We start from the raw sequence: 14,257 nt of genomic DNA, 5'->3' as shown, positions 1-14,257 counted from the left end.
GGTGGCAACAGGGGCTGCTGCGTACACCATCGGCGTCGCAACAGATGCGATTGCTGGCACATGCCCCGTTCCACGATCGTCAATGTCGGTATAGCATCGCCCCGTTTTGATACTTAAGGCCCGCAGGAGGGCAACATGAGCAACGGTAATGGTGTGTCGGTCGTGACCGACGCTGTCGAGAACGTGAAAGAAACCGCCACCAACGTCGGCGAGACCATCGCCCACGCTGCCGAAGACGCAGTGAAGTCGGTCAAGAAGACCGTCAAGCGCGCCAGCAAGGCTGCCGGTACCCGCGTTGCCAAGGCCAAGAAGGCCGTGGCCAAGGTCGAGAAGACCGTTGCCAAGAAGGCCGAGAAGGCTGCCAAGTCGGTCGGCAAGACGGTTGCCAACGCCAGGAAGAAGCTGGAAGCCGCCAAGAAGAACGCCAAGGCCGAAGCTGCTGCCCTGAAGAAGGAAGTGGCGAAGAAGAAGGCGGCTGCGGGCAAGGCCGTGACCAAGAAGGCCGCCGCTGCCAAGAAGACCACCAAGGCCGCCACCAAGGCTGCCGGCAAGAAGGTCGCCACCGTGAAGAAGGCCGCCACCAAGAAGGCTGCTGTCGCGAAGAAGACCGTTGCCAAGAAGACCGCGGCCGCCAAGAAGGTGGTTGGTAAGAAGGTCGCCACCACCAAGAAGGCTGTGGCCAAGAAGACCGTCGCCGCCAAGAAGGTCGCTGGCAAGAAGGCTGTGGCTGCGAAGAAGGTTGTCGGCAAGAAGGCTGCCGCCACCAGGAAGGTCGCCACCAGGAAGACCGCTGCCGCCAAGAAGGTTGTGGGCAAGAAGGCTGCCGTCGCCAAGAAGGCCGTTGCCAGGAAGACCACTGCTGCCAAGAAGACTGTCGGCAAGAAGGTCGCTGCGACCAAGAAGGTCGTCGCCAAGAAGGCTGCGCCGCTGAAGAAGGTCGCCGCCAAGAAGGCTCCGGCCAAGAAGGCTCCGGCCAAGAAGGCCGTGCGCAAGGTCGCCAAGCGCAAGTAATCGCGCCGTGACCGAAGGCCCTGCCACCCCCGGGGTGGTGGGGCCTTTCGCGTTTCTGGGACGCGGTCTGGGGCAAGATGCAGGTTCTTCCCGCCGGAGCCCCAGCATGCGCGGTATCGATTTCAGTTCCTGGCAGGGCGTGCTGTCCACGTTGGCCGGCCTGGTCCTGATCACCCTGCTGGGCGTGGGCATCCGCTTGCTGGTGATGCAGACCCTGCAGCAGCGTCGCGAGCGCGAGAACCGGCAGATCAACGAACGGCTGCGCACGCTGATGGCGGCCTACAAGACCCTGGGCGGTTCATTCACTGGTGAACTGGGCGTGGATCCCAGCCATCGCCGCGATCTGCGCCAGCGCGAAGCGGCCGAAGGCATCGCCGAACCGCGTTCGGATCGAACGCGCCGTATCCGCGATGCGGTCGAGGCCGCGCTCTCGGACATCCTGTTGCTGGGCACCGACGAACAGGTGCGGCTGGCCGCGCGTGCCGCCAATGAACTGGCACAGGGGCGGCCGGTACATACCCACGAACTGGTGGTCTCGCTGCGCGACTTCGTGCGCGAAGCGCTGGATCTGGCGCCGATTCCGGCCGACCTGCAGATACCGCCGCAGGGGCCGACCCGGCCGGGTGCCGCCAGTGGCGGCGGCAAGGGCCGCAACGAGGGCGATGCCAAGGGCGGTCGTGCGGGTGGAGGAGGTGGCGGTAGCGGAATGGGCGCTGGCATGGGGGGTGTCGGCCTCGGCGCCGGCGCCGCTCTGGGCGCCGGCCATGCGTCTGCCAGCGATGAAACGGACGCGCGCTGAGCACGTCCGCCCGGTTCAGCGCGTCAGCTCGTAGAGCGGCACGAAGCCGCCGTAGATCATCCGCGCGCCGTCGAACGGCATCGGATTCTTCGCAGGATCAAACCGCGGGTCTTCCATCATCTTCTTCATGCCGGCGTCGCGGGTCGGCTTGTCCGGCCATTCGATCCAGGAAAACACCACCGTCTCGTCCGGCGTGGCTTTCACTGCGCCGAAGAAGTCGGTGGTCTTGCCGTGCGGCACGTCATCGCCCCAGCACTCGACCACGCGCAGTGCCCCGTACTCGATGAAGACCGGATTTCCTGTGCGTGCATGGGCGAGGAACTTCTCCTTGTTGGCGGTGGGCACCGCCAGGACGAAACCATCGATGTAGCTCATTGCCAGCCTCCGGATGGACCGTGCCGCATGCACGGCCTTCAATTACACGACGAACCAGGGGATCGGGGATCGACAGCGGTGGATCGTGAGGAAACCTGAAAATGCACGCGCGCCGCGCGCGTATGCCAGAGACAGCCTGAATCAAGCCAAAAAATTCAGCAATGCGAAGAACGCTGTTTTCAGGGAGCGTTGTGGCGAATAACGGAGAATTTACATTCCCGATGCGATGGCGCCTTGGCGCTGCTGCACACCATAAGAAAGTAAAAGGTGTACCCCCATGAAGAATTCGCTGATTGCTCTGGCCCTGGCCGCTGCCCTGCCGTTCACCGCCTCGGCTGCTGAGAACCTGTCGTACAACTACGCCGAAGCCGACTACGCCAAGACCGACATCGACGCGTTCAAGGCCGACGGCTGGGGCGTGAAGGGTTCGTACGGCTTCCTGCCGAACTTCCACGCTTTCGGTGAGTACAGCCGCCAGGAAATCGACCACACCAACATCAAGCTGGACCAGTGGAAGATCGGCGCCGGCTACAACGTTGAAATCGCCCCGACCACCGACTTCGTTGCCCGCGTTGCTTACCAGAAGCGCGACCAGAAGCACGGCCTGGACTTCAACGGCTACAGCGCTGAAGCGGGTATCCGCACCGCCTTCGGTGCCCACGCCGAAGTCTACGGCATGGTCGGCTACGAAGATTTCTCGAAGAAGCACGGCGTCAATCCGGAAGGCCAGTGGTACGGTCGCCTGGGTGGCCAGGTCAAGCTGAACCAGAACTGGGGCATCAATGGCGAGCTGAAGATGAACCGCGACGGCGACAAGGAATACACCGTCGGCCCGCGTTTCAGCTGGTAATAGCTTCCTCGGCGCGCCTGCGCGCTGAAGATGCCTCGACAGGCCCGGCGCATGCCGGGCCTGTTGCGTTGTGACGACCCGAAACCGCAGCTGAGCATGTTCCGGGGCCGCTGCTGCGTTGCAATAAATTGGATTCCGCTGCTCCCCGCGCGGGCCTACGGTGGGCACTTCGTACCGTCGGATCCATGTGATGCCGCCTGCCGTTCCCGCTCTGCCCCTCGATCGGCCCCGCCGCCTGGCAATGCTGGCGCCGCATCCCGTGCTGCGCCTGGGGGTGGAGGTGGTGCTTTGCCAGCACGGTGGCGTGCAGGTCTGTGGCAGCTTCACCCGCGAAGGTGATCTGCTCGATCTGCTGCAGCGCCAGCCGGATGGCATCGACCTGTTGCTGATCGACCTGCTGGCGCCGTGCGGACCCGAACAGGGCCTGGCCCTGTTGCGGCTGTTGTCGCGGCGCTGGCCGCTGCTGCCGGTGCTGGTGCTGTCTGCGCACTGCAATGTCAGCACGGTAACCATGGCGATGCAGGCTGGCGCGCGCGGCTTTCTGTCCAAGGGGACCACGCCGGAGATGCTGCGGCGCGCAGTTGACGTACTGGCGCGTGGCGGCCGCTTCGTGCCCCCGGAGTTGCGCACGCAGTTGAGCCGATCGCGCATGCGGCGCACACAGGCGCCGGTGCTCACGCCCTTGAGCCGACGCGAGCGCGAGGTGCTCCGGCTGGTCCTGCAGGGCTGCACCACCGGGGAGGTGGCGCGGCACTTCGGGCGCACAGCCAGCACGGTCAGCACGCAGAAGCGGACGGCCTACCAGAAGCTGGGCATCCACAGCGATGGTGAGCTGTTCCGCATCCGGCACCTGCTCGAATGCGGATAAGCCGGCTTATTCGCCCTGGTACTGCTTTTCTTCCACCAGGGCCGAACCGGCCACGCGGTTGATCTCGTTCTTCACCTGCACGCGCTCGCCATTGGTGCCATAGACACCGCGTGCCAGCTGGATGAATGCATCGTCGAACACTTGGGCCGCTTCCTTGTCGCGCAGCTGGTCCTGGATGTCCCACATGCGCTCGTTGATCGCCTTCAGCTGCTGCTTCAGCGCGTCCAATGCCGGCTGCGCCTGCAGCTGCTGCTGCAGCAAGGGCAACAGGCCATCCAGTTCGGTGCGCACGTTGGCCAGCTTGGCAGCATCATCGATGCGCTCGGCCTTGATCTCGAGAATGGTGATCTTGTCGATCAGCTCGCCGATCGATACCGGGGTCAGGATGGCGTCCACGTGGTTGGTTCCTGGAAACGAGGCGCCATGATACCGCGCGGCTGGCGCGTAGCCTCCATCCACGGGATTTACGCCGAATTTGCGCCGCAGGCCGGGCAGCACCCTCGATCCGTTACGGCGGCGCACCCGACACTGCCGTCCCGGCGGCGCGACCGCCTTCGACGAGGAACACAGTGCAGTGAACAGCAAGGGGATGATGGCGGCGCTGGTGGCCGCCCTGGCAGGGCTGCTCGGGATCGGCAGCGCGCAGGCACAGGTGCAGGCCAGTGGCAGTGCCGCATTGACCAGCGACTACGTGTGGCGTGGCAGCTCGCAGAGCGATGGCGACCCGGCGGTGCAGGCCGGCGCGAAGGTCTCGATCCCGTCGGGATGGTACGCCAGCGTGTGGGGGTCCAACGTTTCGTTCAAGCCGGACAATGGCGCGCGCAGCGAGTTCGACCTGGTGGCGGGCTGGTCCGGCGCACTGGCACCGGACTGGAGCCTGGATGCCAACCTGACCCGTTACGTGTACCCGGGCACCGGCCGCGCGCTGGACTGGACCGAGCTCAACACCACGTTGACCTGGAAGCAGCGCGCCTGGCTGCAGGTCGCCCATTCCAACGATGCGTTGGCCGGTGGCCATCGCGGTACCTATGCCCAGCTGGGTGTGCGTGTGCCGTTGCACGAACGCCTCCGCCTGGAAGCAGCGGTGGGCCAGTACTGGCTGGCCACCGCGCAGGGCCCGGACTACCTGCATGGGCAGCTCAGTGCCATCGCCTCGCTTACCCCGGCATGGGAACTGCGCGCCACCGTGCATGACACGGACAACGCAGCCAAGCGCCTGTTCCCCGGCAACGCCGGTGGGCGATGGGAGCTGGCGCTGCAGGGCAGCTTCTAGTCGGCCAGCGACGCCTGGCGCGCGCGCAGCGCGCCGGGCAGCCACAGCAGCAGGGCCAGCGCAGCCACGGCAGCGCCGGCCACGCAGACGCCGGTCCAGCCGAAGCGCTGGTAGACCTGCGCAGACAGCAGCGAACCCAGCGAACCGCCGATGAAATAGCCGGTCATGTAGCCGGCATTGAGGCGGTTGCGTGCCGCCGGTTGCAGCGCGTAGATCAGGTTCTGGTTGCTGACGTGCAACAGCTGCGCGGCCAGGTCCAGCACCACCACGCCTATCAGCAATGCCAGCAGCGAGTGTGCGGACAGCCCCAGCGGCAGCCACGACAGCAGCAACAGCAGCAGTGCAATGGCGGTGGCACGCCCGGTCTGGCCACGGTCGGACATGCGGCCAGCCAGGCCGGCCGCCAGTGTGCCGGCCGCGCCGACCAGCCCGAACAGGCCGATGGTGGCGTCGCTGTAGGCATACGGCGGCTGTGCCAGCAGGAACGCGAGCGGGGTCCAGAAGATCGCGAACATGGCGAAGCTGCAGGCGCCCAGCAGCGTGCGCTGGCGCAGCACCGGTTCCTGCACGAACAGCACGCCGATCGAGCGCAGCAATGCGAAATAGCCAAGGCCGGCGCTGTGGTGGAATCGCGGCAGGCCGCGCTGCAATGCCAGTGCGGTCAGCACCAGGGTGGCAGCGGCGATCGCATACACCAGGCGCCAGTCGCCCAGGCTGGAAAGCAGGCCGGCCACGGTACGCGCCAGCAGGATGCCCAGCAGCAGGCCACTCATCAATGTTCCGACCACGCGGCCGCGGTGTTCCGGCGCGGCCAGCGTGGCGGCGAACGGCACCAGTACCTGGGCCACCACCGAAAACAGGCCGGTGATCGCAGTGCCCACCAGCAACCAGGTCAGCGACGGTGCGCAGGCACTGATCACCAGTCCGCCCGCCGACAGCAGGCTCATCACCACGATCAGGCGGCGGCGTTCGAACAGGTCACCCAGCGGCACCAGCAGGATCAAGCCGGCGGCATAGCTCAGCTGCGCGGCGGTAACCACCATGCCGACCTGGCCGAACGGCACGCCGAAGGCGTCGGCGATGGTGTGCAGCAGCGGTTGCGCATAGTAGTTGCTGGCCACGGCCACGCCGGTGGCGACCGACATCAGCAGCACCTGCCAACGGTGCAGAGGGGGAAGGGACGGGCTCACGCGATGTTCCAGGAAGCGGGGGGCACAGTGTCCGCCTGCTGCGAGCATGATGGAAATGAATCATCATCATCCATGCCATCTGAAAACAAGATAGTTGTATGAACCTCAAGCAGCTCGAGTTCGCCGTGGCGCTGGCCGAAGAAAGCAATTTCACCCGTGCCGCCGAGCGCTGCCACGTGGTGCAGTCTGCGCTCAGCCACCAGATCGCCCACCTGGAACAGGAACTGGGTGCCACGCTGTTCGAGCGCCTGCCGCGCCAGGTGCGGGCCACCGCCGCCGGCGAGGCGTTGCTGGTGCACGCACGCCAGGTGCTGGCCAGCCTGCGCCACCTGCGCGCCGACGTGGCCGCCGTCAGTGGCGAAGTGCGTGGGTTGCTGGCCATCGGGCAGATTTCCTCGCTGACCGGAATCGACGTTGTGGCGATGCTGGCGGCCTTCCAGCGCGTGCACCCGCAGGTGGAGTTCCAGTTGCGCGTGGACAAGAGCGAGGACCTGATCGCGCAGGTACAGTCGCGCGCGCTGGATGTGGCACTGGTCGGCCTGGCGCCTTCGGCAGCGCTGGACGGTGTCTGCCATCAGGTGCTGCGGGAGGAGGATCTGGTAGCGGTACTGGCGCCATCGCACCGGCTGGCCGGACGCAAGCGGCTGCCATTGGCCGCACTGCAGGATGAAGCACTGGTCGACTTCCCGCGCGGCACCGGCGCACGCCGGCAGACCGATGATGCTTTTGCCGCAGCCGGACTGCCGCACACGGTCCGTTTCGAGGTCAACCTGATGGAACTGGTCGAGCGCTTCGTCCGCCATGGGTTGGCGGTCGGCATCGTGCCGGCATTGATCGCCGATGGGTTCCAGGGTGTGGTGCAGATTCCGCTGCAGCCGACCCCGACCCGGCGCGTGCACCTGGTCTGGCAGCGCCTGCCGACACCAGCGGCGCGGGCGTTCGTCGACGCCGTGCTCAGCCGCGCAGGCGCAGGCTCAGGCCCTTGAGGAAGTTGCGCAGCATCTGGTCCAGGCAACGCCGGTAATTGGCGTGCCCGGGTTGACGGAACAGCGCGCCCACTTCCGACTTGGACACATTGAAACCTGCGCTGGCAAAGATCTCCATCAGGTCCACGTCGCGCAGCTGGAACGCCACGCGCAGCTTCTTCAGCACCAGGTTGTTGTCGATGCGGGTTTCCACTGCGCGCTGCGGCTGGCTCTCGTCGCGGCCACGCAGGTGCACGATCAGGCCATCGAGGAAGTGCGCCAGCGCGCTGTCGTTCATCGCCTCGAAACCGGGTTCGTCCTCACGGCGCAGCCAGGCCTTCACCTGCCCGGTATCCACGGCAAAGGCCGGGTCGGCCGTCTGGCACAGGGCGACCACGTGCTGGTCACCCAGGTCCAGGGAATAGCGCACGCTGCGCAGGACATCATTGTTGATCATGGCCCATTGTACCGGCCCCTGGCGTGTCACCGGACTGTCATCGAACTGCAGCATCGTGAGCACTCGTTCGCTGGGACCCTTGCATGCGCCGGTATCTGTTTTCCGCACTACTGCTCGCCGGCAGCTTCGCTGCCTTCGCCCAGGACCGCTTCGTACCCGTCGAGCGGCGCCTCAGTGCATCCCAACTGGCCGAGGTCGGGCTCAGTCCAGCGCAGTTGCAGGCGTTGAACCGGGTACTGCGCGAGGCAGAGAGCACGGCCGCCGCGTCGACGGCAGCGGTGGCCCCGGTCGCTGCGCCGCTGCCTGCCAATGTGCCGGCACCGGCAGCAATGCATCTGGGCCTGGATGACGAACCGGTCAGTGCCCGTGTGGTCGGAGAGGTCGCAGGCTGGCAGCCCGGCACGCTGTTCACCCTTGATAACGGCCAGCAATGGCAGGTGATGAAGGGACAGATGAAGCTGCGCACGGTGTTGCAGTCGCCGCAGATCGCCGTTGTTCCAGGAATTGCCGGGCGCTGGTTCCTGCAGGTCGACGAAGACCTGCCCAAGGCCAGAGTGTTTCGCGTGCGTTGAGCCGGGGGGACGACTGGACGGCGGGCAACTCAGGACGGGCCGGGAATGCCAGAATGGGCGTCCGGTTTTTCCCCCCTGGAGTTGCCTGATGACCCGCACTGTCCTGATTACCGGCGCCACGTCCGGCTTCGGCGCCGCCGCCGTCCACCGCTTCGCCCAGGCCGGCTGGAAAGTGATCGCCACGGGCCGCCGCAGCGAACGCCTGCAGCCGCTGGTCGAGCGCTACGGCAAGGACGTGGTGCACGCCGCCGCCTTCGACATCCGCGATGCGGTGGCGATGGAGGCGGCCCTGCTGGCGCTGCCGCCGGCCTTTGGCGAGATCGACCTGCTGGTCAACAACGCCGGCCTGGCGCAGGGCACCGCGCCGGCACAGAGCGCCACGCTGTCGGACTGGACCACGATGATCGACACCAACATCACCGCGCTGGTGACCCTGACCCATCGCCTGCTGCCGCAGCTGGTGGAGCGCAAGGGCGCGATCATCAACATCTCGTCGGTGGCCGGCGTCTACCCGTACCCGGGTGGCAACGCCTACGGTGGCACCAAGGCTTTCGTCAGCCAGTTCTCGCTGGGCCTGCGTTCGGACCTGCACGGCACCGGCGTGCGCGTGACCACGATCGAGCCGGGAATGGCCGAAACCGAATTCACCGTGGTACGCACCCATGGCGACCAGAATGCCTCGGACAAGCTGTACAGCGGCGCCAACCCGATGACCGCCGAAGACATCGCCGAGCAGATCTTCTGGGTAGCCAGCCTGCCGCCGCACCTGAACATCAATCGCCTTGAACTGATGCCGGTCAGCCAGTCGTTTGCCGGCTTCCAGGTGGCCCGCGAGGGCTGACCTGCTTCGCGGGTCCTGTAGAGCCGAGCCTATGCTCGGCTTCGTCTGGATTCAGCCGAGCATGGCTCGACTCTACAGAAACAAGAAAGCCGGGCACTGCCCGGCTTTTTCATTCACATCGGCAGGCTTACTGCGCCTTGATCGCCATCGCCTGCAGGCCGGTGCCATCCAGCTTCTGCTTGGCTTCGGACAACTCGCCGGCACTGCCATACGGGCCCATGCGCACGCGGTACACGGTCTTGCCGTTGATCTGCGCCGACTCCACGCGTGCCGCCAGGCCCATCATGGCCAGCTTGGCCTTGGTGGCTTCGGCGTCACCGGAAGCACCGAAGGCTCCTGCCTGCAGGATGTAGCGGGCGTTGTCGGCGGCCGCCGGTGCAGCAGCGGATGCCGGCGGTGCCGACGCGGCGGGCGCGCTTTCCGCGCGCGGCGCTGGAGTGGAGGCCGCCGTGCTGGCCGACGGGGTTGCCGCGGCCGGGCGCTCGTTCAGCGGTGCCGGCAGCGGACGGTTGGTCGCGGTTACCGGCGCAGTGCTTGCGACGCTGGCCGTTGCGGTCGGTGCCGGCGTGGCCGTGCTCGCCGGAGGTACCGGCTTGCCCTCCAGCGCGGCCTGCGCGCGCGACGCTTCGGCCTTGGCCCGGCGCTGGTCTTCGGCACGCGCGCTGGCGGCCAGTTCGGCGTCGGACATTTCCACTTCCTTGCCTGGCAGCAGGGTGTAGAAGTCGTACTGCGTCGCGGCGGGCTTCTCCGGTTCGGCCGGCTTCGGCGTGGCCGGCTGCGCGGCCGGCTGGCTGCCGACATCGCTGTCGGCATCAGCGACCGGGGCCGGCTGCGCATTCGGGTTCGGCTGCGGACCGGCACGCAGGAAGCCATCGCCTTCGCCCTTGAACAGGTTCGGCGCCGCCAGGAACACCACGGCGGCGATCGCCACACCGGCCACCAGCCACACCCATCCGGGGGTGCCCTGGCTGCTGCTGTTGCGTCGTGCCTGGGTTTTGCCGCGTCGTGCTGCCATGTGTACTGCGTCTCCTGATGCTTACATTTTTTCCGGGGCACTCACGCCCAGGAGTTCGAGGCCGTTGGCCAGCACCTGGCGCGCCGCGCAGGCCAGGGTCAGCTTGGCGTTGCGATCGGTGGCGTCGTCCACCAGCACCGGCGTCCCGTGATACCACGTGTGGAAGGCATGCGCCAATTCACGCAGGTACTGCGCCACCAGGTGCGGCTCCAGCGCCACGCCGGCCGCTTCCACCACTTCCGGATACCGCGAGATCTCGTTCATCAGCCCCAGCGAGGCATCGTCGGCCAGGCGGCCCAGATTGGCCAGGCCATTGCCCTGCTCGTACACCAGGCCCTTTTCCTGGGCCTGGCGCAGCAGGCTGCAGACGCGGGCGTGCGCGTACTGCACGTAGAACACCGGATTGTCGTTGCTCTGCTGGCGGGCCAGGTCGATGTCGAAGGTCAGTTGCGAATCGGGCTTACGCGCGATCAGGAACCAGCGGGTCGCATCGCGGCCGGCCTCGTCGATCAGGTCGCGCAGGGTGAAATAGCTGCCGGCACGCTTGGACAGCTTCACTTCCTCGCCGCCGCGCATGACGGTGACCATCTGGTGCAGCACGTATTCCGGCCAGCCCTGCGGGATGCCCACTTCCAGCGCCTGCAGGCCGGCGCGCACGCGCGCCAGCGAGCCGTGGTGGTCGGCGCCCAGTTCGGTGATCGCGCGTTCGTAGCCGCGCTGCCACTTGGACAGGTGGTAGGCCACGTCCGGTACGAAGTAGGTGAAGGTGCCGTCGGACTTGCGCATCACGCGGTCCTTGTCGTCACCGAAATCGGTGCTGCGCAGCCACAGCGCGCCGCCTTCCTCGTAGGTGTGCCCGGAGGCCTGCAGCTTGGCCACGGCCTCGGCGACCTTGCCATCGGCGTACAGCGAGCTTTCCAGGAAGTAGATGTCGAAGTCGACGCCGAAGGCGGCCAGGTCCAGGTTCTGCTCGTTGCGCAGGTAGGCCACGGCGAAGCGACGGATCGCCTGCATGTCGTCCGGGTCCTTGGCGCCGACCACGGTGCTGCCTTCCAGGTCGACGCTGGCGCCGGCCATGTAGGCGCGGGCGACGTCGGCGATGTATTCGCCGCGGTAGCCGCCTTCCGGCCAGCCGTCCTGGTCCGGCGCGATGCCCTTGATCCGCGCCTGGGTGGACAGCGCCAGGTTCTCGATCTGCACGCCGGCGTCGTTGTAGTAGAACTCGCGCTTGGCGTTCCAGCCGTTGGCATCGAGCACGCGGGCCACGCAGTCGCCGATCGCCGCCGCGCGGCCATGGCCGACATGCAGCGGGCCGGTCGGGTTGGCCGACACGTACTCCACGCCCACCGTGCGGCCGTTGCCGGACAGGTTGCGGCCGTAGTCGTGGGCTTCCTTGATGACCGACGCGGCTTCGCGCTGGTACGCAGCCGGAGCCAGGTGGAAGTTGATGAAGCCGGGGCCGGCGATCTCGACCTTGCTGACGTCCTCGCTGCGCGGCAGCGCCTCGACCAGCGCCTGAGCCAGTGCGCGCGGATTGCTGCGCGCGGCCTTGGCCAGCAGCATCGCGGCGTTGGTGGCGAAGTCGCCATGGTCACGGGTCTTCGGGCGCTCGACCACGAAGTCCGGCGGCAGGGAGTCGGCGGGCAGGGTGCCATTGGCGCGCAAGGCTTCGATGCCTTGGCTGATCAGGGCGCGGAGGAGATTTTTCACGAGGCCTGCTGTGAGAATGAGCGGCGGAATCGCCCATTTTAGCGCAGATGCCCGCGCCCACGCTGACCAGAGCATGCCTGCGGGGGTTCCTGCCCGGCCCTGGTCAGGCCCGCTCAGCCGAACAGGCGTGGCTGGGGCGGGGACAGCAGGCCTCGTTCAGCAAACGAAACGGGGCGGCCTTCGCCGACCACGAAGTGGTCCAGCAGGCGTACGTCCACCAGTGCCAGCGCCTGCTGCAGTTCATCGGTGATCCGGGTATCGGCGCCGGAGGGTTCCGGGTCGCCGGAGGGGTGGTTGTGGCTGAGGATCACTGCTGCCGCGTTGTGCAGCAGGGCTCGCCGCACCACCTCGCGGGGGTAGACCGGGGCGGCATTGATGGTGCCGGCGCACACATTAGAACGAGAGGTATGGACGTTTAGTATGTAATTGATTTATATGGAAATTTATTCTTTTTGATCTCGTCCATCCTTGTCCTTCGCAGTCAGCCCAGAATGGTCGCTAGCGCGCGCTTGGAGCCCCTGTCGCGCAAAGAGGCACCTGTAGGGGGCTCATCTGTGAACATAGTTGCCATTCAAATAGGATGTTCCCATGTCTGAGGGACTCTATCGAACCGGTGGGATCTTCACTGCCTTCACAGTCTTACGGACCAGTTCTGCAGCTTCTGCAGAGGTGATCCCTAGCGCTGACGCGATAAGGCAGAACTCGAGGATATCCAAGCGGCGAGAGCCGGACTCAATTGAGGAAATCCGTTGCTGTGGCCAACTCAGATGCGCAGCGAGAGCGGTCTGACTGATCCCCATCAACTCGCGTCGCTCACGAAGCTTACCGACCAAGCGAAGGTACGGGCTTTGATAGATCGTCTTCGTAGCCATCCAGTCCGCCTCAGGAAGCGGAAGGCAATCTATGTCCGACACTCGATCTACATGAAAATCATGTAGACGGCGGTTCCCCGCCTTGCTAGCATTCCGGCTGGTTCATATGCCGGGGATCGAGTGATCTATGGCCGTAGCCAACAGACCCTCCTTCCCTTGTGGCCTGAGCTCGACAGTCTTGTCGTTTCGCTCGGTCCTTTCTATACCTGCGCCTGGTGCGCGCTTGAACGATCCACGACGGCTTGTGCCCCGGTCGCAGCGGACCCAGAGGTAGCTCACCAGCTGTTGCTCTTTCTAAAAAGCGCAGGGGTGATTTCTGAAAAGTCAGCGGACTCGGCTGTAAACCGTTCTCTCTATGATCCTGTGGGTTGGACTTACAGCGAGAGCTGGAGGCGACCCGCCAACCTCGAGAGCACTCTCACGCAAACGCTTCATGCTTGGCGTTCCAATCTCGATTCCCAAGACCTGCTATGGGTATGGCGGCAGCTATCTGCCCATGAAGCAAGAGCATATCTGTGCTCTCAGCTACGCCGACACCGAATCGGAACTCAACTCGTCGATGAAGTGTTGAATGCCCTGGGTCAGGATTGGAGCCGCCTTAGCTTGGGGCGTAGAAGGTATGTGATCTGGTCATCCGTTCGAGGAGCGGCAAGTAAGCTTCTGCGCTCGGGAGGCAACGAAGCCGCTGCTATTCAAGTGCTGTCTCGAGAAGTTCAGAGCAGAGCCCGCTGGCTTGAGCAGAGGGAATCTACAGGCGCTCTGAGCAGAACTGACTACTGCTTTCTTCCGAGTAGCGCTTGGCGAAGGCCACTAATCGTTGAGGTGGCGCTGGAGACCATCCTCAGGATCGGGGATACCTACTGGTTGGATCCACCTTCGTCACCAGCCTGTATAGCTAAAGAACAGCGAGGCATATTGAATGCGTCCGACCATCCTGGCACTTGATCTAGAAGGAACCCTGATCTCCAACGCCGTCAGCCAAATTCCTAGGCCAGGGCTGTGGAGCTTCCTTGAACGAGCACAAGCAAGCTTCCAGCAACTTGTGATGTTCACGGCCGTGGCCCGCCCCGTTGCCAGAAGGGTCGCTGCACTCCTTTCCGATGAAGGCTTTGCGCCCCTTTGGTTCAGAGATATTCCCTATATCGATTGGACGGGTAGTACCAAGGATCTTCGTTTCGTGTCCCCAATTCTCGGCGAAACACTTCTGCTGGATGACTACATCTCCTACGTGCGAGCGGATCAACGGGCCTTCTGGATAGAGGTCCCAGCGTTTGAGCCCCCATATTCACCCAGCGACGCTGGGCTAGAGATAGCGTTGAGCCGAATAGAAGCGAGAGTCCTGCAGCTTGTAAGCCCGGTTGATCAACTTACCCACGATGCGCCAAACAAGGATATCTAGCCGTGCAGAGGACCAGCCTGTCTCATCCACTGCAGATAGCGGAACTATCCGTTGGAACCG

Annotated in this window: 16 protein-coding genes and 1 pseudogene; 9 read left to right on the top strand and 8 right to left on the bottom strand. The window is 65.2% G+C overall.

Annotation, left to right across the window (positions count from 1 at the left end; translation table 11 throughout):
- The first annotated feature begins 135 nt into the window (after positions 1 to 135).
- Positions 136 to 1,011, top strand: coding sequence for a histone (locus AC5P5V_RS04385; protein ID WP_134968599.1), 876 nt, complete (start codon positions 136 to 138; stop codon positions 1,009 to 1,011).
- A 106-nt stretch (positions 1,012 to 1,117) separates the two neighbouring features.
- Positions 1,118 to 1,810 (top strand): hypothetical protein, encoded by a 693-nt coding sequence (locus tag AC5P5V_RS04380; protein WP_231352483.1) that lies wholly within the window; start codon positions 1,118 to 1,120, stop codon positions 1,808 to 1,810.
- A gap of 15 nt (positions 1,811 to 1,825) precedes the next feature.
- Here AC5P5V_RS04380 and AC5P5V_RS04375 read toward each other — a convergent pair whose 3' ends face one another.
- Complete coding sequence (locus AC5P5V_RS04375; RefSeq protein WP_134968598.1) at positions 1,826 to 2,185, bottom strand: DUF1428 domain-containing protein; 360 nt, start codon at positions 2,183 to 2,185, stop codon at positions 1,826 to 1,828.
- Positions 2,186 to 2,462: 277 nt separating this feature from the next.
- On the opposite strand from AC5P5V_RS04375, the gene AC5P5V_RS04370 reads away from it, so the two are divergent.
- Both AC5P5V_RS04370 and AC5P5V_RS04365 read left to right on the top strand, forming a co-directional pair.
- Positions 2,463 to 3,035: an OmpO family porin gene (locus AC5P5V_RS04370; RefSeq protein ID WP_134968597.1), complete on the top strand. Its 573-nt coding sequence runs from the start codon at positions 2,463 to 2,465 to the stop codon at positions 3,033 to 3,035.
- Positions 3,036 to 3,225: 190 nt separating this feature from the next.
- A complete protein-coding gene (locus tag AC5P5V_RS04365; protein WP_134968596.1) occupies positions 3,226 to 3,903 on the top strand; it encodes a response regulator transcription factor in 678 nt (225 codons plus the stop codon).
- A 6-nt stretch (positions 3,904 to 3,909) separates the two neighbouring features.
- On the opposite strand, the gene AC5P5V_RS04360 is transcribed toward AC5P5V_RS04365, so the two are convergent.
- Positions 3,910 to 4,299 carry a DUF6165 family protein gene (locus tag AC5P5V_RS04360; RefSeq protein ID WP_049414316.1) on the bottom strand — a complete coding sequence of 130 codons (390 nt, stop codon included), beginning with the start codon at positions 4,297 to 4,299 and terminating at the stop codon, positions 3,910 to 3,912.
- A gap of 178 nt (positions 4,300 to 4,477) precedes the next feature.
- Here AC5P5V_RS04360 and AC5P5V_RS04355 point away from each other — a divergent pair, with 178 nt between their 5' ends.
- The gene (locus AC5P5V_RS04355) at positions 4,478 to 5,176 is read left to right on the top strand and encodes a TorF family putative porin (RefSeq protein ID WP_072168709.1); all 699 of its coding nucleotides are present in this window, start codon (positions 4,478 to 4,480) and stop codon (positions 5,174 to 5,176) included.
- Here the strand turns inward: AC5P5V_RS04355 and AC5P5V_RS04350 are convergent.
- Complete coding sequence (locus AC5P5V_RS04350; RefSeq protein ID WP_331275681.1) at positions 5,173 to 6,321, bottom strand: MFS transporter; 1,149 nt, start codon at positions 6,319 to 6,321, stop codon at positions 5,173 to 5,175. The genes AC5P5V_RS04355 and AC5P5V_RS04350 overlap by 4 nt on opposite strands.
- Before the next feature lie 143 nt (positions 6,322 to 6,464).
- Here AC5P5V_RS04350 and AC5P5V_RS04345 point away from each other — a divergent pair, with 143 nt between their 5' ends.
- Positions 6,465 to 7,352 carry a LysR substrate-binding domain-containing protein gene (locus AC5P5V_RS04345; RefSeq protein WP_134968594.1) on the top strand — a complete coding sequence of 296 codons (888 nt, stop codon included), beginning with the start codon at positions 6,465 to 6,467 and terminating at the stop codon, positions 7,350 to 7,352.
- Here the strand turns inward: AC5P5V_RS04345 and AC5P5V_RS04340 are convergent.
- The gene (locus tag AC5P5V_RS04340) at positions 7,321 to 7,788 is read right to left on the bottom strand and encodes a YehS family protein (RefSeq protein WP_134968593.1); all 468 of its coding nucleotides are present in this window, start codon (positions 7,786 to 7,788) and stop codon (positions 7,321 to 7,323) included. The two genes, AC5P5V_RS04345 and AC5P5V_RS04340, sit on opposite strands and share 32 nt — an antisense overlap.
- A gap of 83 nt (positions 7,789 to 7,871) precedes the next feature.
- Between AC5P5V_RS04340 and AC5P5V_RS04335 the strand changes: the two genes are divergently transcribed.
- Both AC5P5V_RS04335 and AC5P5V_RS04330 read left to right on the top strand, forming a co-directional pair.
- Positions 7,872 to 8,360, top strand: a complete 489-nt coding sequence (locus AC5P5V_RS04335; RefSeq protein WP_061478751.1) for a hypothetical protein — start codon at positions 7,872 to 7,874, stop codon at positions 8,358 to 8,360.
- Positions 8,361 to 8,448: 88 nt separating this feature from the next.
- Positions 8,449 to 9,201 carry an SDR family NAD(P)-dependent oxidoreductase gene (locus tag AC5P5V_RS04330; protein ID WP_005420523.1) on the top strand — a complete coding sequence of 251 codons (753 nt, stop codon included), beginning with the start codon at positions 8,449 to 8,451 and terminating at the stop codon, positions 9,199 to 9,201.
- Between the two features lie 127 nt (positions 9,202 to 9,328).
- On the opposite strand, the gene AC5P5V_RS04325 is transcribed toward AC5P5V_RS04330, so the two are convergent.
- From AC5P5V_RS04325 to AC5P5V_RS04310, 4 genes and pseudogenes are all read right to left on the bottom strand, one after another.
- Positions 9,329 to 10,216, bottom strand: coding sequence for an SPOR domain-containing protein (locus AC5P5V_RS04325; protein WP_180868067.1), 888 nt, complete (start codon positions 10,214 to 10,216; stop codon positions 9,329 to 9,331).
- Between the two features lie 21 nt (positions 10,217 to 10,237).
- A complete protein-coding gene (gene argS, locus AC5P5V_RS04320) occupies positions 10,238 to 11,926 on the bottom strand; it encodes an arginine--tRNA ligase (RefSeq protein ID WP_134968639.1) in 1,689 nt (562 codons plus the stop codon).
- 113 nt (positions 11,927 to 12,039) lie between these two features.
- Positions 12,040 to 12,318: pseudogene (locus tag AC5P5V_RS04315) on the bottom strand (JAB domain-containing protein); the annotation flags it as partial.
- A gap of 210 nt (positions 12,319 to 12,528) precedes the next feature.
- Positions 12,529 to 12,798: a helix-turn-helix domain-containing protein gene (locus AC5P5V_RS04310; protein ID WP_100051430.1), complete on the bottom strand. Its 270-nt coding sequence runs from the start codon at positions 12,796 to 12,798 to the stop codon at positions 12,529 to 12,531.
- A gap of 919 nt (positions 12,799 to 13,717) precedes the next feature.
- On the opposite strand from AC5P5V_RS04310, the gene AC5P5V_RS04305 reads away from it, so the two are divergent.
- Positions 13,718 to 14,197: an NIF family HAD-type phosphatase gene (locus AC5P5V_RS04305; protein ID WP_049455502.1), complete on the top strand. Its 480-nt coding sequence runs from the start codon at positions 13,718 to 13,720 to the stop codon at positions 14,195 to 14,197.
- Positions 14,198 to 14,257 lie beyond the last annotated feature (60 nt).

Source organism: Stenotrophomonas sp. YJH_SMC_130, assembly GCF_059369035.1.
This window is presented reverse-complemented; position numbering and strand designations above follow the sequence as displayed.

Bases quoted from the DNA above. Each gene is read 5' to 3' on its own strand.
- AC5P5V_RS04385 (WP_134968599.1), top strand. From the start codon at position 136: ATGAGCAACGGTAATGGTGTGTCGGTCGTGACCGACGCTGTCGAGAAC.
- AC5P5V_RS04330 (WP_005420523.1), top strand. From the start codon at position 8,449: ATGACCCGCACTGTCCTGATTACCGGCGCCACGTCCGGCTTCGGCGCC.
- AC5P5V_RS04340 (WP_134968593.1), bottom strand. From the start codon at position 7,788: ATGATCAACAATGATGTCCTGCGCAGCGTGCGCTATTCCCTGGACCTG.
- AC5P5V_RS04335 (WP_061478751.1), top strand. From the start codon at position 7,872: ATGCGCCGGTATCTGTTTTCCGCACTACTGCTCGCCGGCAGCTTCGCT.
- AC5P5V_RS04370 (WP_134968597.1), top strand. From the start codon at position 2,463: ATGAAGAATTCGCTGATTGCTCTGGCCCTGGCCGCTGCCCTGCCGTTC.
- AC5P5V_RS04375 (WP_134968598.1), bottom strand. From the start codon at position 2,185: ATGAGCTACATCGATGGTTTCGTCCTGGCGGTGCCCACCGCCAACAAG.
- AC5P5V_RS04305 (WP_049455502.1), top strand. From the start codon at position 13,718: ATGCGTCCGACCATCCTGGCACTTGATCTAGAAGGAACCCTGATCTCC.
- AC5P5V_RS04350 (WP_331275681.1), bottom strand. From the start codon at position 6,321: ATGTCGGTCGCCACCGGCGTGGCCGTGGCCAGCAACTACTATGCGCAA.
- AC5P5V_RS04325 (WP_180868067.1), bottom strand. From the start codon at position 10,216: ATGGCAGCACGACGCGGCAAAACCCAGGCACGACGCAACAGCAGCAGC.
- AC5P5V_RS04380 (WP_231352483.1), top strand. From the start codon at position 1,118: ATGCGCGGTATCGATTTCAGTTCCTGGCAGGGCGTGCTGTCCACGTTG.
- AC5P5V_RS04310 (WP_100051430.1), bottom strand. From the start codon at position 12,798: ATGGCTACGAAGACGATCTATCAAAGCCCGTACCTTCGCTTGGTCGGT.
- AC5P5V_RS04365 (WP_134968596.1), top strand. From the start codon at position 3,226: ATGCCGCCTGCCGTTCCCGCTCTGCCCCTCGATCGGCCCCGCCGCCTG.
- AC5P5V_RS04345 (WP_134968594.1), top strand. From the start codon at position 6,465: ATGAACCTCAAGCAGCTCGAGTTCGCCGTGGCGCTGGCCGAAGAAAGC.